The sequence below is a fragment of the Kribbella polygonati genome (assembly GCF_050320105.1).
In the GTDB taxonomy this organism is placed as follows: domain Bacteria; phylum Actinomycetota; class Actinomycetes; order Propionibacteriales; family Kribbellaceae; genus Kribbella.
Genome location: NZ_CP190129.1, coordinates 7,760,149 through 7,773,708, shown reverse-complemented (window position 1 = coordinate 7,773,708; position 13,560 = coordinate 7,760,149). Strand labels below are relative to the sequence as shown.

Genomic DNA, 13,560 nt, shown 5'->3' with positions numbered 1-13,560 from the left:
GACGCCGGACGCGCGGCACCGAGCGTGGTGCGAGCTGCGCCGCGCCGCTTGGTGAGTGCCTCGGGTCCGTCTCAGAGCGTCAGGGCGAGCCGCGTCGCCTGTTCGATGGCTCGCTTGGCGTCGAGTTCGGCGGCTACGTCGGCGCCGCCGATGAGGTGTACCGGGCGGCCGGCGAGGGCGTCGGCCAGGTCGCGGACGGGTTCCTGGCCGGCGCAGATCACCACGTTGTCGACGTTCAGGACCTGCGGTTTCTCGTGTTTCGGGCCGAAGGTGATGTGCAGGCCTTCGTCGTCGATGCGTTCGTAGTTCACGCCGCGCAACTGCTCGACCTGCTTGTTCTTCAGCGCCGCGCGGTGCACCCAGCCCGTCGTCTTGCCGAGGCCGGCGCCGATCTTCCCGGTCTTGCGCTGCAGCAGATACACCTTCCGCGGCGACGGCTCCGGCCGCGGAACGGCGAGCGCGCCCGGCAGCACGGTCGGATCGCCGACACCCCATTCCGCCTTCCACGCTTGGAGATCCGGCGACGTGGTGGTCAGGAACTCGCTGACGTCCACCCCGATCCCACCCGCCCCGATCACCGCGACCGAATCCCCGACCGGCCGGCCGTCACGCACCACGTCGACGTACGAGAGCACCTTCGGGTGGTCGATCCCAGGAATGGCGGGCACCCGCGGTACGACGCCGGTCGCGAGCACGATCTCGTCGAACCCGGCCAGGTCGCCGGCGCCCGCCCGGCGCCCGAGGTGCAGCTTCACGCCGGTGAGGTCGAGCCGCCGCCGGTAGTACCGGATCGTCTCGCCGAACTCCTCCTTGCCCGGGATCCGTTGCGCGATCCCGAACTGCCCGCCGATCTCCGCCGCCGCCTCGAACAGTTCCACCCGGTGCCCACGCTCCGCCGCCGTCACCGCGGCGGCCAATCCGGCCGGCCCGGCCCCGATCACCGCGACCTTCTTCGTACGGCGGGTCGGCAGCAGCTGCAGCTCCGTCTCGCGGGCGGCCCGCGGGTTGACCATGCAGCTCGCCTTCTTCTTCGCGAACACATGATCCAGACACGCCTGGTTACAGGCGATGCAGACGTTGATCTCGTCCGCCCGGTCGGTGGTTGCCTTCAGCACCCATTCCGGATCGGCCAGGAACGGCCGGGCCATGCTCACCAGGTCCGCGTCGCCGCGCGCCAGTACCTCCTCGGCGACCTGCGGCAGGTTGATCCGGTTCGAGGTGACGACCGGGATGGTCACGTGCGGCTTGAACGCGGCGGTAACGCCGGTGAAGGCGGCGCGCGGTACGGACGTCACGATGGTCGGCACTCGCGCCTCGTGCCAGCCGATCCCGGTGTTGATGATCGACGCCCCGGCCGCCTCGATCTCCTTGCCGAGCGCAACTACGTCGTCCCAGCTCTGCCCGCCCTCGACCAGGTCGGCCATCGACAACCGGTAGATGATCAGGAAGTCCGGGCCGACCCGCTCCCGGGTCCGGCGGACGATCTCGACCGCGATCCGGCGCCGGTTCTCCGGGCTGCCGCCCCAGCGGTCGGTCCGCTGGTTCGTCCGCTCGGACAGGAACTGGTTGATGAAGTACCCCTCGGAGCCCATGATCTCGACCCCGTCGTACCCGGCCTCGCGCGCGAGCGCCGCGCAGTCGACGTACGCCGTGATCTGCCGGAGCACACCACGGTCCGACAGTGCACGGGGTTTGAACGGATTGATCGGGGCCTTCAACGCGGAGGCGGAGACGCTGAACGGGTGGTACGAGTAGCGCCCGGCATGCAGGATCTGGAGCGCGATCCGGCCACCCTCGGCGTGTACCGCGTCGGTCAACTGACGATGCGCGCGGGCCTGCCGACGGCTGGTCAGCTTGGAACCGAACGGCGTCAGCCAGCCCTGCCAGTTGGGCGCGTAGCCGCCGGTCACCATCAGCCCGACACCACCGCGCGCCCGTTCGGCGAAGTACGCCGTCAGCTTCGGCAGGTCGCTCAACCGGTCCTCGAGCCCGGTGTGCATCGAGCCCATGATCACCCGGTTCGGCAGTACGACATGGCCGAGGTCGAGCGGTTCCAGCAGGTTCGGGTAGGCCGTCATCGGTTGTCCTTCCGGAGGGCTTCGATCACTTCGTCGCACCAGGCCGTGAAGGACTCCTCGGCGCGGATGCCGCCGCGGAGCACGAGGTACTGGTGCAGTTCGCGGCCGCGCAGGGTGGACGGCTTCGGGAAGTCGCGCTTCTGGATCCCGCGGTACACCTCGAGCCTCGTCGCGTGCTCGGCCCGGTGCCGCTCGACCTCCCGCAGCACGACCTCCGGCGAGCCGGCCGACGCGCCGCGGAGCTTCACGCCCAGGCCGTCCCGCAGTACGGCGGGATCCTCGGGCTCGGCCAGCCACCGGGTCAGCTCCGCCTTGCCGGCCGCGGCGATCCGGTACACCTTCTTGTCCGGGCGGCCGTCCTGCGCGATCTCGGTGTGCTTCACCCAGCCGGCCTCGTCCATCCGCCGCAGCACCCGGTAGATCTGCTGATGGGTGGCCGGCCAGAAGTACCCGATCGAGCGGTCGAACCGGCGGGCCAACTCGTACCCGGAACCGGCCCGCTCGGTCAGTGCGACCAGGATCGCGTGCTCCAGCGCCATGACCGGAGCCTACCTATGCAACCCGTTGCACTGCACCTGATTGCATCTCATGTCACACCGACGGCCCGTACCTGACTTGTCCGGTTTGAGAGAATTGATTGCAGACGCCTTATATTGACGACCGATGAATTCGGAGTACCTCATGGACGCCCAGGCCCACCCGACGAAGACGACGCTGCCCGGCATCGGCATCCGGTACGACCTGGTCACCGAGTCCGGGAAACACGTCTCGGTGGTGGCGCACAACGACGGCCGCCGGTTCCTCGGGTTCCACAAACCCGATGACGACGACGAATGCCAGGCATCGGTCCCCTTAGGCCAGGGCGAGGCGGCCGCGCTCGCGCAGTTGCTGGTCCCCGAGCGGATCGACCCGGTCCGCGGCGAGATCGAGATCGACCTGGTCACCGAGCACATCCCGGTGACCGCGAAGTCGCCGTACTCCGGGCGGACGCTCGGCGACACCCAGGCCCGCAGCCGTACCGGGGCGTCGATCGTGGCCGTACTGCGGCGCACCGGGGCGACGCCTTCGCCGACGCCGGACTTCCGGTTCGCGATCGGCGACACGCTGGTCGTCGTCGGCACCCGTGAGGGCGTGGACGCCGTGGCCGATCTGATCGCGGGGGGCTGAGCATGCACGAGAACATCACCGCGCTGCTGATCGAGCTTGGCGCGGTCATCCTTGCCCTGGGCGTGCTCGGGCGGATCGCCGGGCGGCTCGGCTTCTCCCCGATTCCCCTCTATCTCCTGGCCGGGCTGGCGTTCGGGCACGGCGGGCTGCTGCCGCTGGCCGCGAGCGAGGAGTTCGTTGCCACCGGCGCCGAGATCGGCGTCATCCTGTTGCTGTTGCTGCTCGGGCTCGAGTACACGGCGTCCGATCTGGTCGGGACGCTGAAGACGCAGTACGTGTCGGGGGCGGTCGACTTCCTGCTGAACGCGTTGCCCGGTGCGGCTGTCGCGTTGCTGCTCGGGTGGGGCCCGGTGGCGGCGGTCGCGCTGGCCGGGGTCACGTGGATCTCGTCGTCCGGGGTGATCGCGAAGGTGGTCGGCGACCTCGGGCGGCTCGGTAACCGCGAAACGCCTGTGGTGCTGGGGATCCTGGTCCTCGAGGACCTGTCGATGGCGGTCTACCTGCCGATTCTGACCGCGCTGCTCGCCGGCGTGGGGCTGGCCGGCGGGAGTATGACGTTGCTGATCTCGCTGGGGACGGTGAGCGTCGTACTGTTCATCGCGCTGCGGTACGGGCGGGTGATCAGCCGGGCGGTGTCGTCGGACAACCCGGAGATGCTGCTGCTCGTCGTACTCGGGTTGACGCTGCTGGTCGCGGGGATCGCGCAGCAGTTGCAGGTGTCGGCGGCGGTGGGGGCGTTCCTGGTCGGGATCGCGTTGTCGGGCGAGGTCGCGCACGGTGCGCGGAACCTGCTGAGTCCGTTGCGGGATCTGTTCGCGGCGGTGTTCTTCGTGTTCTTCGGGTTGAGCACGGATCCGCGGAAGATCCCGCCGGTGCTGGCGGTCGCGTTCGGGCTGGCTGTGCTGACGGCGCTCACGAAGGTGGCCACGGGTTGGTTCGCCGCCCGCCGCGCCGGCATCTCGAAGGCGGGCCGCTGGCGCGCCGGCGGGACACTGGTCGCCCGCGGCGAGTTCTCGATCGTCATCGCCGGCCTGGCAGTCGGCGTCGAACCCAAGCTGGGCCCGCTCGCCACCGCCTACGTCCTCATCCTGGTAATCCTCGGCCCGGTCGCCGCCCGCTACACCGAACCATTGGCCCGCCGCCTCACCCGCAAACCCCCGACCCCAGCCGAGGCCCCCGCAGCCGAACGCCTGGACGACACCGCCGGCACCCCGAGCTGACGGACCGCCACCACTCACCATCTCGCCTGCAGGCAGGTGTCCGCGCCGCTCGTGAGCGCGACGGCGCGCGCGACGCGCGGGTTGCTGAGTGGCGGGCGTCCGCCTGCACGGCGCGGGCGCCGCGCCCACCTGGTCCGTGGGCGCCTAGCGGGCGCGCTCGCCGGCTGCGGCTCGGCCGACCGTGTCGGCGATCCGGCGCGCTCTCGTCTCCGGGCGTTTGGCGAGGGTGATCCATTCGAGGATCGTGCGGCGCGCGGAGGGTGAGAAGGCGTGGAAGTTCTCGGCTGCCTGTGGCTCGTTCTCCAGTGCGAGCCGCAGGTCGTCCGGGACGATCAGGTTCTGCGCGTCCGCCAGCAGGTCCCACGTCCCGGTGCGGCGGGCCTCCGCTACCAACTCCTCCCCCGGCGGGCGCATCAGCCCGGCCGCGGTCAACCGCTCCACCCGCTCGCGGTTCACCTTGCTCCAGGTACTCCGCGGATTCCGCGGCGTGAAGCACTGGTACGTCGTCAGCTCGTCCCGGCGCATCGTCTTGCTGTCGATCCACCCGAAGCACAACGCATGCTCGACCGCCGTCGCGAGATCCAGCCCGTCCGCGGACCGATGCACCACCAGCCACACCGAACGCTCGCGCCGGCCGTTCGCCTCCAGCCAGTCGCGCCACTCGTCGACCCCCGCGCAGTTCAGCTCCTCGATCATGGAACCAGCATGCGCCCGATAAGTGCTCACCAACTGAGCAGTTTTCCACCGGCCTCGTGATCCAGCAGCGCCCGCTTCCGCTCGATCCCCCCGCCGTACCCGGTCAGGCTCCCGGTCGACCCCACCAGCCGATGGCACGGCACGATGATGCTGACCGGGTTCTTCCCGTTCGCGAGCCCGACCGCCCGCGCCGACTGCGGTTTCAGCCCGAGCGCGGCCGCGAGCCCGCCGTACGTCGAGGTCTCGCCGTACGGGATGTCCTGCAACGCCACCCAGATCCGCCGCTGGAACTCCGTTCCGGCCAGCCGCAGCGCTACGTCGAACGTCGTCCGCCCGTGGTGGAAGTACTCGTCCAACTGCTCCGCCACCGCCGGCAGCGCCGCGTCGTCCCGGTCGCCGAACCCGCTCTCGTCCGGCCGGTACCGCTGCCGGTCCATGTACACCCCGGTCAGCTCGCCCGCCTCGGTCCCCACCAGCGTGAGCGGACCGAGCGGGCTGTCGACGACGGCGTACGTCACCGGATGGACTCCCAGCGCGCGCGGTCGATCCGGTAGAACACGTGCCGCTTCAGCCGGTGCCCGTCCTCGATCCGCGGGTGGTCGAAGTCGCCGGCCTCGTCGTGCACCATGCCGATCCGCTGCATCACCCGTTGCGACGGCACGTTCGTGGTCGCGGTGAACGACACGATCTCGTCCAGTCCACCCGGCCCGAACCCGTGCGCCAGCGCCGCCCGCGCCGCCTCGCTCGCGTACCCGTTGCCCCAGGCCCCTTTCGACAGCCGCCAGCCGATCTCGACGGCCGGCATGAAGTGCGCGTCGAAGCTGGGCACCGACAGCCCGGTGAACCCGATGAACTCACCGGTTTCCTTCACCTCGAGCGCCCACAGCCCCCAGCCGCGTTCCTCGATCAACGGGCGGTTCCGGTCGATCAGCCCGTCGCTCTGCGCGCGCGTCTGCGGCGCCGGGAAGTGTTCCATCACGGCCGGATCGGCGTTCAGTTCGGCGTACGGATCGCGGTCGGAGTCGCGCCAGTTCCGCAGCAGCAGGCGATCGGTGGTCAGCTCGGTCATGTCACTCCACAGGGATCTTGTTGATCGCATGGTCACCGGTGGCCCACAGGTACTGCACCGCGTACGCACGCCAGGGCCGCCACGCGCGGGCGTGGTCGGTCAGTGGTTTGGGGGCCTCGGGCAAGCCTAGGTCACGCGCGGCGTACCGGATCCCGAGATCGCTGGCCACGAAGGCGTCCGGGTCGCCGAGCGCCCGCATCGCGATCGACTCGACCGTCCACGGCCCGATCCCGGGCAGCGCGGCCAGCTGCTCGCGGGCCTTGTCCCAGTCGGCGCCCGCGCCCAGGTCGATGTCGCCGTTCGCGAGCGTGCCGATCAGCGTGGTGAGCGTCGTACGCCGGGTCTTCGGGAACGCCAGCGTCTCCGGATCCAGCCCCGCCAGTGCCTGCATCGTCGGGAACAGGTGCGTCAGCCCACCACCCGGGTCCTCGATCGGCTCGCCGTGCTGCAGGACCAGGCGATGTGCGTGCGTCTTCGCCGCCGCAGTGGACACCTGCTGACCGAGCACCGCCCGGACGGCGAACTCTTCACCGTCGACCGTGTGTGGAACGCGGCGACCCGGGGCCTTCGCGATCAGCGGCGCGAGCACGGGATCGGTGCCGAGCAGGTCGTCGACGGCGACCGGGTCCGCGTCCAGGTCGAGCATCCGGCGGCAGCGGCTGATCGCGATCGCGAGGTCGCGCTGGTCGGTGAGCGAGAGCTGACAGGCGATGTGGTCCGGCATCGGCTTCAGCGCGACGACCCCGTGCCCGTGCGGCAGCCGGAGCGTACGGCGGTAGTGGCCGTCGCGCCACTCCTCCACCCCGGGTACGCCGGTCGCGATCAGGTGGCCGAACAGGTTGTCGGGCGTCAACGGCGCGCGGAACGGCAGCCGCAGCGAGATCGTGCCGGGCGCGGTGGACGACGTACCGCGGCGGGCGCGGCGGCGGAGCTCGGTCGGGGCGAGTGCGAAGACTTCCTGCACCGTCTCGTTGAACGTCCGTACGCTCGAGAACCCGGCGGCGAACGCGACGTCCGCCATCTGCAGCTCGCTCGTCTCGATCAGCAGCCGGGCGGTCTGTGCACGTTGCGCCCGGGCAAGCGCGAGCGGCCCGGCGCCGAGCTCGGCCAGCAACTGCCGCTGCACCTGCCGCACGCTGTACCCGAGCCGGGTGGCCAGGCCCGGTACACCGTCACGGTCGACGACGCCGTCCGCGATCAGCCGCATCGCCCGGGCGACCAGGTCGGCCCGGTCGTTCCACTCCGGCGACCCCGGGCTGGCGTCCGGCCGGCACCGCTTGCAGGCACGGAACCCGGCCTGCTGGGCCGCGGCCGCGCTCGGGTAGAACCGCATGTTCTCGACCTTCGGCGGCACCACCGGGCAACTCGGCCGGCAGTAGATCTTCGTGGTCAGCACCGCCGTGAAGAACCACCCGTCGAACCGCGCGTCCTTCGACTGGACCGCGCGTACACATCGCTCCCTGCACTCGTACACGCCCTCCAGCATCCCTGCCGCCACCGACAAGAACTAGCGGATTTGCGACACCAGGATCCGGTGGCGGATTCTCGCCAGCTTCGGGGAGGGCGGGGAGGTGAGATTGAAACATGAACGAACTACAGGGCAAGAAGGCACTGGTGACCGGCGGCAGCCGTGGGATCGGCGCGGCGGCCGCTGTCGCGCTGGCGGAGCGTGGGGCCGAGGTGGCGATCACGTACAGCACGTCCGCGGACGCGGCGGCGACCGTGGTGAAGGAGATCGAGGGGTTGGGGCGGCGTGGGTACGCGTTCGCGGTCGACGCGGGTGACGCGGTGGCGGCGGCGGACGGCGTACGGCGGGCCGCGGAAAGCCTTGGTGGGTTGGACATTCTGGTCAACAACGCGGGGGTCGGGGCGATCGCGCCGATCGGAGACATCTCCCTGGAGGACCTCGAGCGGGTGCTGGCCGTCAATGTGCGGGGCGTGTACGCGACGACGCAGGCCGCCGTACCGCTGCTGTCCGACGGTGCGCGCCTGATCCACCTCGGCAGTTGCGCCGCCGAGCGGGTCACGTCTCCCGGGATGACGCTCTACGCGATGAGCAAGTCCGCGTTGACCGGCCTCAGCAAGGCCCTCGCCCGCGAGCTCGGCCCTCGCAACATCACTTCGAACGTCGTCCAGCCCGGCCCCACCGACACCGACATGAACCCAGCCACCGGCCCCTTCGCCGAACCCCAACTCGCCGACCTGGCCCTCCCCCGCTTCGCCACCCCCGAAGAGGTAGCCGCCGCCATCACCTACCTGGCAGGCCCGCACGCGGCCTACATCACCGGCACCGAACTCACCATCGCCGGCGGCCACACCGCCTGATTGCGGATCCCCAGGCCATCGCAATCGGGCCGCTACGCGGTCGTCCCGCGGGAGGAACAGGCGAGCGCCGCTGTTGTGATGGCCTGGAGATCCGCTGCGGCTTGTCGGCGGTGCGTCGTAGCGTGCGGGACATGAAGTTCTCGGTGACGGTAGGGGCTGCTGGGGTGGGGCGGGATCCGCGCGGGTTGGCGGAGTTGGCGCGGGTGGTGGAGGGGGCCGGGTGGGACGGGCTGTTCCTGGAGGACTACCTCGTCTACCAAGGGGATGCGAGCCTGCCGACGTACGACCCGTGGATCTGCCTGGCGGCGATCGCCACCGCGACCGAGCGGATCCGGATCGGTACGACGGTGACACCGCTGCCGCGCAGGCATCCGTGGAAGGTGGCGGCCGAGGTGGTCGCGCTGGACCACCTGTCCGGCGGGCGAATGATCCTCGGGGTCGGCAGCGGCGACCCCGGGGATCCGTTCCTGGAACGGCGGAGCCCGCGAGTGCTGGCGGAGATGCTCGACGAAGGGCTGGAGATCATCGGGCGACTGTGGACCGGCGAGCCGGTCAGCTTCCACGGGAAGGACTACGCACTCGACAACGTGCAACTGACCGCGCGGCCGGTGCAGGAGCGGGTGCCGGTCTGGGTCGGGGGCAACATGTCGGTGCCCGCGGTGCGACGAAGGATTCGACGCTGGGGTGGATCGTGTGCGTACAAAGGGAGTACGGACGCGCCGCAGGAGATCACGCCGGCCGATGTGCGGGAGTTGCGGGCCGGTGGGGCGGTCGAGGTGAAGGTGAGCGGCGGGGATCCGGCGGCGTTCGCCGAGGCCGGGGCCGACTGGTGGGGACGGTGGATCGCGCCGGGACCGGCCGAGGACACGGTGGCGATCGTGCGGCAGGGACCGCCCCGGATCTGAACCGTTGACAGCGGGGCGGGGGCAGGGAGAGACTGCGGGTGATTTGAACGTTCAAACCCCGGGAGGTCACCTTGGCGACGTTGAAGCAGGTGGCTGCCCACGCCGAGGTGTCCGTACAGACGGTCTCGAACGCTCTGAACGCCCCGCACCGGCTCCGCGCCGACACGCTCGAACGAGTCAACCGCTCGATCGAACTCCTCAACTACCGGCCCAATCGTAACGCCCGCAGCCTGCGCACCAGTGCGGTCGAGCTGATCGGGTACTGCGTGCCCAGCTGGCCGAACCAGACGCACCTGGTGATGGACCAGTTCCTGCACGCCCTCTGCGCCGCCGCCGAACGCACCGGCCGGCACATCCTGCTGTTCACGGCGCCACCGGGTGTCGACGGCATGCCGACGTACGAGGATCTGCACGCCCGCCGGATGGTCGACGGGTTCGTGCTGTCGCAGACCGAGACGCACGACCCGCGGCACGGCTGGCTGAAGCAGCAGGGCATTCCGTTCGTGAGCTTCGGCCGGGTGTGGAAACAGACCACGCAACCAGGCCCGTGGGTGGACGTCGACGGCGCGACCGGTTCCGCGATCGCGGTCCGGCACCTGTACGACACCGGCCGCCGCCGGATCGCCTTCCTGGGCTGGCCGAAGTCGTCCGGGCTCGCCGAGGACCGCCTGGCCGGCTGGCGCACCGCCTGCAAGGACCTCGGCGTACCGACCGCCGGCCTGGCCGTCCGGTGCCGCGACGACAGCATCGAGGAGGGCGCCCGCGGTACCGCGCGGCTGCTCGAATCGGGCCGCGAGTTCGACGGGATCGTTGCCCTGAGCGACGTTCTCGCGCTCGGCGCGCTCCGCGAACTGACCGCCCGCGGACTCACCCCCGGCGCCGGCATCGGCGTCGTCGGGTACGACGACTCGCCGCTCGCGGAGGTCGTCTCCCCCGGCCTGACCAGCCTCCGGCAACCGATGGACCGGATTGCCGAGGAGCTGATCACGATCCTCACCGGCGACCAGCGGCCGGCCGAACGGCTGCTGCTGCCCGAGCTGGTGATCAGGGGCAGCTCCGCCCCTGGCTGACCCGGCGCTCCCCCGGCGCCGCGAGAAGGAGGAACCGCCATGACTCCCGATCCCACCAACCGAAGTAGCCGAGCGAGCTCGCCGCCGCTCCAGCGCGGGCGAGCCCTGCGCGGGCCGGTCCAGCGCGGGTCGGTCCGCCGTGGGCCGGTCCGGCGCGCCGTCGGCGTCGCGCTGCTCGCCACCGCAACCATCCTCGCAGGCTCCGCTTCCGCACTCGCGGGCCCGTCCAGCAACACCGCCGCCGCGGAAGGCGCGGCCGCGGAAGGCGCGGCCGGCGCGAGCGCCGCCCAGGCGGCGACGGGCTCGTCCGAGCTGTCGGAGACCACCCGGCTCGCGGACCGCCGTTCGCTGGTGGTCGGCGACCGCGCGTACGCGATGGGCGACGAGTCCGGCCTCTACCCCGCCGCGGGCTGGCACGTCCGTGGTGAGATGGGCGGCTTCTGGACGCAGCCGATCAAGCTCCTGGACGGCATCTGGTTCGGCCTCGACGGGAACTGGCTCGGCAAGCAGGTGCCGGCCGCGAAGTACACCAGCGGCCACGGCTACAGCCGGATCGACTACTCCGGCGCCGTGAACGTCCGCCGTACCGACTTCGTCCCGGACGGCATCCGCGCCACGCTGGTCGGCCTGACGCTGACCTCGAGTACGGCGAAGACGGTCAAACTGAACGTCGACGCGCACTCCGAGCTGATGCAACCGTACCCGTGGGACTGGACCGCCCCGACCGCCGACGCCGCGAACCTCCCGGACACCGGCGACTTCGTCGACGGCGCGCTCCGGTTCCGTGAGCAGGGCACCCCGTCGTACCCGAACGCGAAGCCGCACGACTTCGCCGCGTTCGTCGGATCGTCCCTGCGTCCGGCGGACCACACCCTCGGCGCGGACCACCGCGGCCCGCAGAGCCCGGCGGTGATCTGCCCGAAGGACGGTACGACGCCCGCGCGTTGCGACGACTCGCTCGTCGGCAAGGGCACCGGCGGCGGCCTCACGTACGACGTACCGCTGAAGGCCGGCGAGCAGAAGACGATCTGGTTCGCCGTGGCCGGGTCGGACCAGGGCAGCAAGGCCGCCGAGGGCGAGTACCGCAAGGCGCTGAGCAACCCGGACATGTTGCTGCGGGCAAAGACCGCGGCCCGGGCACAGATCGACGCACAGTCCGCAGTGGACCTGCCTGGTGACCGGCTGCTGCAGCAGAGCGTCGAGTGGAGCAAGCAGAACCTCGCCGACTCGGTGCAGCAGGCGGACAACCTGCAGATCCGCGACGTCAACGAGGGCAAGGACTACCCGGCGTCGCTCGGAACGGTGCCGACCGCGAGATGGTTCGGCGCCGGCTTCCCGGACTACCCGTGGCTGTTCGCGACCGACGGTGAGTACACCGCGTTCGCTGCCGTGGCGGCCGGTCAGTTCGACACCGTCAAGGAGCATCTCGAAGCGCTCCGCGACGTCAGCGACATCCTGAACAACCGCAGCGGCAAGGTCGCGCACGAGGTGACGCCGACCGGTGACGTGTACTTCGGCTCGAACCAGAGCGCGGGCAACACCGATGAGACGGTGAAGTTCCCGAGTACGGTCGCGCTGCTGTGGCGGTGGACGGGCGACAACAAGTTCCGCGACGAGATGTACGACTTCTCCGTCCGGAACCTGCAGTACGTCTACAAGAACCTCGACAAGGACGGCGACGGCTGGCCCGAGGGTCTCGCCAACGTCGAACGCGCAGGTATGGGCGTGGAGAAGCTCGACAGCACCGTGTACCTCGCCCGCGGGCTGCGCGACCTGGCCGACCTCGCCGCGTCCAAGCACGACACGAAGACCGAGCAGTGGGCGACCGCGAAGGCGAACGACCTGGAGTCCCGTTTCGAGGCGCAGTGGTGGGTGCCGAAGGCGATGGGGTACGCCGACTCGATCGACGACCCGGCCAACCCGGCGAACGACAACACCCCGATCTTCCAGCGGCACTGGATCGGCGTGACCCCGATGGAGGCGGAGCTGACCCGCCCGGGCGGTACGTCGCCGCTGGCCTCGACCGAGCACGCGAACGTCGCCCTCGACCAGCGCGAGACGCCCTGCTACACCGGGGAGTTCGGCCTGTTCCACACCGGCACCGGCCCGACCTCGGACCCGAAGGGCAACCCGGGCGCGTCCTGTGACGGCATCGTGTCGCAGGTGCCGAGCGAGCGCAGCATCTTCGGCCTGAACACCTCGATCATGGCGGTTGCCGAGGGCAACTTCGGACGCCTGGGCACGAAGCAGCAGCAGGTGTACACCACCGGCAACGCGCGGATCCAGCTCGACCCGAAGGTGTGGGAGACGCCGGGTGCGATGCCCGAGATCGCGCCGTCGCCCGACTCCCCCGCGAACATCGGCCGGGCCTTCTACGACCGTTCGATGGCGCTGCAGGCGTGGGGTACGTACGGCATCCTGTGGCCGGTCGTGCACCAGCAGCTCGGCGTCGACCCGGATCTCGGCCACGGGCGGATCTCCGTCGTACCGCAGCTCCCGCAGGGACAGCCGAAGGTGGCCGGGAGCAACATCCGGGTCGGCAGTGGGTCCGTGGACGTGTCCGCGAGCCTTGCCGGCAAGGCGTTGACGACCGACGTCACCGCGAAGGGTGTCGGCGCGGCGCTGACCGCGGGTGCGGTGCTTCCGTCCGGGGCGAAGGTCCGGAGCGTGATGGTGAACGGTCACCCGGCGGCGTACCAGCTCGTCTCGACCAGTCGCGGAACCGAGGTCCACGTGCCGGCACACGGTGCGCACACGACCCTGGTGATCACGCTGCAGTAGTCAAGGACAAAGGTGGGGCCCCTCCGCGTATGAGTCGGAGGGGCCCGCACAGCTGAAGGAAAGTGACGTCTCCAGCTTCCCGATCCGGGTCCGTGGAGGCCGGCAGACCCCGTCACCGGTCTACCTCGGTGGGGATCCCCACCGCGAGGGCCCTCGGTTTCCGTTCGACCCGCTGCCCCGATCCGAAGCAACGTATCGACATTTCTACGCCCGTCGGCGAGGTCGGCACAAGCCTTTCCGGAGGACAGA

The 13,560-nt window shown here is 70.5% G+C and carries 12 protein-coding genes; 6 read left to right on the top strand and 6 right to left on the bottom strand.

What is annotated here, in order from left to right:
• Positions 1–71: 71 nt before the first annotated feature.
• Positions 72–2,078, bottom strand: a complete 2,007-nt coding sequence (locus ACQHIV_RS37320; RefSeq protein WP_427889039.1) for an FAD-dependent oxidoreductase — start codon at positions 2,076–2,078, stop codon at positions 72–74.
• The gene (locus tag ACQHIV_RS37315; RefSeq protein ID WP_427889038.1) at positions 2,075–2,617 is read right to left on the bottom strand and encodes a PadR family transcriptional regulator; all 543 of its coding nucleotides are present in this window, start codon (positions 2,615–2,617) and stop codon (positions 2,075–2,077) included. Before ACQHIV_RS37315 ends, ACQHIV_RS37320 begins: the two co-directional genes overlap by 4 nt.
• A 124-nt stretch (positions 2,618–2,741) precedes the next feature.
• Here ACQHIV_RS37315 and ACQHIV_RS37310 point away from each other — a divergent pair, with 124 nt between their 5' ends.
• Together ACQHIV_RS37310 and ACQHIV_RS37305 are read left to right on the top strand one after the other, a co-directional pair.
• Positions 2,742–3,245, top strand: coding sequence for a cation:proton antiporter regulatory subunit (locus ACQHIV_RS37310; protein WP_427889037.1), 504 nt, complete (start codon positions 2,742–2,744; stop codon positions 3,243–3,245).
• A 2-nt stretch (positions 3,246–3,247) separates the two neighbouring features.
• The gene (locus ACQHIV_RS37305) at positions 3,248–4,465 is read left to right on the top strand and encodes a cation:proton antiporter (protein WP_427889036.1); all 1,218 of its coding nucleotides are present in this window, start codon (positions 3,248–3,250) and stop codon (positions 4,463–4,465) included.
• A 144-nt stretch (positions 4,466–4,609) separates the two neighbouring features.
• Here ACQHIV_RS37305 and ACQHIV_RS37300 read toward each other — a convergent pair whose 3' ends face one another.
• Genes ACQHIV_RS37300 through ACQHIV_RS37285 form a run of 4 tightly spaced genes read right to left on the bottom strand, consistent with a single transcriptional unit; the run spans position 4,610 to position 7,704 of the window.
• The gene (locus tag ACQHIV_RS37300; protein ID WP_427889035.1) at positions 4,610–5,161 is read right to left on the bottom strand and encodes a YdeI/OmpD-associated family protein; all 552 of its coding nucleotides are present in this window, start codon (positions 5,159–5,161) and stop codon (positions 4,610–4,612) included.
• Positions 5,162–5,187: 26 nt separating this feature from the next.
• Positions 5,188–5,679 carry a methylated-DNA--[protein]-cysteine S-methyltransferase gene (locus ACQHIV_RS37295; protein ID WP_427889034.1) on the bottom strand — a complete coding sequence of 164 codons (492 nt, stop codon included), beginning with the start codon at positions 5,677–5,679 and terminating at the stop codon, positions 5,188–5,190.
• Positions 5,676–6,230 carry a GNAT family N-acetyltransferase gene (locus ACQHIV_RS37290; RefSeq protein ID WP_427889033.1) on the bottom strand — a complete coding sequence of 185 codons (555 nt, stop codon included), beginning with the start codon at positions 6,228–6,230 and terminating at the stop codon, positions 5,676–5,678. Before ACQHIV_RS37290 ends, ACQHIV_RS37295 begins: the two co-directional genes overlap by 4 nt.
• A 1-nt stretch (position 6,231) precedes the next feature.
• Positions 6,232–7,704, bottom strand: a complete 1,473-nt coding sequence (locus ACQHIV_RS37285) for an AlkA N-terminal domain-containing protein (protein ID WP_427889032.1) — start codon at positions 7,702–7,704, stop codon at positions 6,232–6,234.
• A 110-nt stretch (positions 7,705–7,814) separates the two neighbouring features.
• On the opposite strand from ACQHIV_RS37285, the gene ACQHIV_RS37280 reads away from it, so the two are divergent.
• The 4 genes from ACQHIV_RS37280 (at position 7,815) to ACQHIV_RS37265 (ending at position 13,311) form a co-directional block, all read left to right on the top strand.
• On the top strand, positions 7,815–8,555 hold the full coding sequence (locus ACQHIV_RS37280) for an SDR family NAD(P)-dependent oxidoreductase (RefSeq protein WP_427889031.1): 741 nt from the start codon (positions 7,815–7,817) through the stop codon (positions 8,553–8,555).
• A gap of 131 nt (positions 8,556–8,686) precedes the next feature.
• A complete protein-coding gene (locus ACQHIV_RS37275; protein WP_427889030.1) occupies positions 8,687–9,460 on the top strand; it encodes an LLM class flavin-dependent oxidoreductase in 774 nt (257 codons plus the stop codon).
• A 71-nt stretch (positions 9,461–9,531) separates the two neighbouring features.
• The gene (locus tag ACQHIV_RS37270; protein ID WP_427889029.1) at positions 9,532–10,530 is read left to right on the top strand and encodes a LacI family DNA-binding transcriptional regulator; all 999 of its coding nucleotides are present in this window, start codon (positions 9,532–9,534) and stop codon (positions 10,528–10,530) included.
• A 39-nt stretch (positions 10,531–10,569) separates the two neighbouring features.
• Complete coding sequence (locus tag ACQHIV_RS37265; protein WP_427889028.1) at positions 10,570–13,311, top strand: glycogen debranching protein; 2,742 nt, start codon at positions 10,570–10,572, stop codon at positions 13,309–13,311.
• The last annotated feature ends 249 nt before the right edge of the window (positions 13,312–13,560 follow it).

What these genes read in the sequence shown, in the direction of transcription:
- ACQHIV_RS37320 (WP_427889039.1), bottom strand. Translation starts at nt 2,078, where the DNA reads ATGACGGCCTACCCGAACCTGCTGGAACCGCTCGACCTCGGCCATGTC.
- ACQHIV_RS37315 (WP_427889038.1), bottom strand. Translation starts at nt 2,617, where the DNA reads ATGGCGCTGGAGCACGCGATCCTGGTCGCACTGACCGAGCGGGCCGGT.
- ACQHIV_RS37310 (WP_427889037.1), top strand. Translation starts at nt 2,742, where the DNA reads ATGAATTCGGAGTACCTCATGGACGCCCAGGCCCACCCGACGAAGACG.
- ACQHIV_RS37305 (WP_427889036.1), top strand. Translation starts at nt 3,248, where the DNA reads ATGCACGAGAACATCACCGCGCTGCTGATCGAGCTTGGCGCGGTCATC.
- ACQHIV_RS37300 (WP_427889035.1), bottom strand. Translation starts at nt 5,161, where the DNA reads ATGATCGAGGAGCTGAACTGCGCGGGGGTCGACGAGTGGCGCGACTGG.
- ACQHIV_RS37290 (WP_427889033.1), bottom strand. Translation starts at nt 6,230, where the DNA reads ATGACCGAGCTGACCACCGATCGCCTGCTGCTGCGGAACTGGCGCGAC.
- ACQHIV_RS37280 (WP_427889031.1), top strand. Translation starts at nt 7,815, where the DNA reads ATGAACGAACTACAGGGCAAGAAGGCACTGGTGACCGGCGGCAGCCGT.
- ACQHIV_RS37275 (WP_427889030.1), top strand. Translation starts at nt 8,687, where the DNA reads ATGAAGTTCTCGGTGACGGTAGGGGCTGCTGGGGTGGGGCGGGATCCG.
- ACQHIV_RS37265 (WP_427889028.1), top strand. Translation starts at nt 10,570, where the DNA reads ATGACTCCCGATCCCACCAACCGAAGTAGCCGAGCGAGCTCGCCGCCG.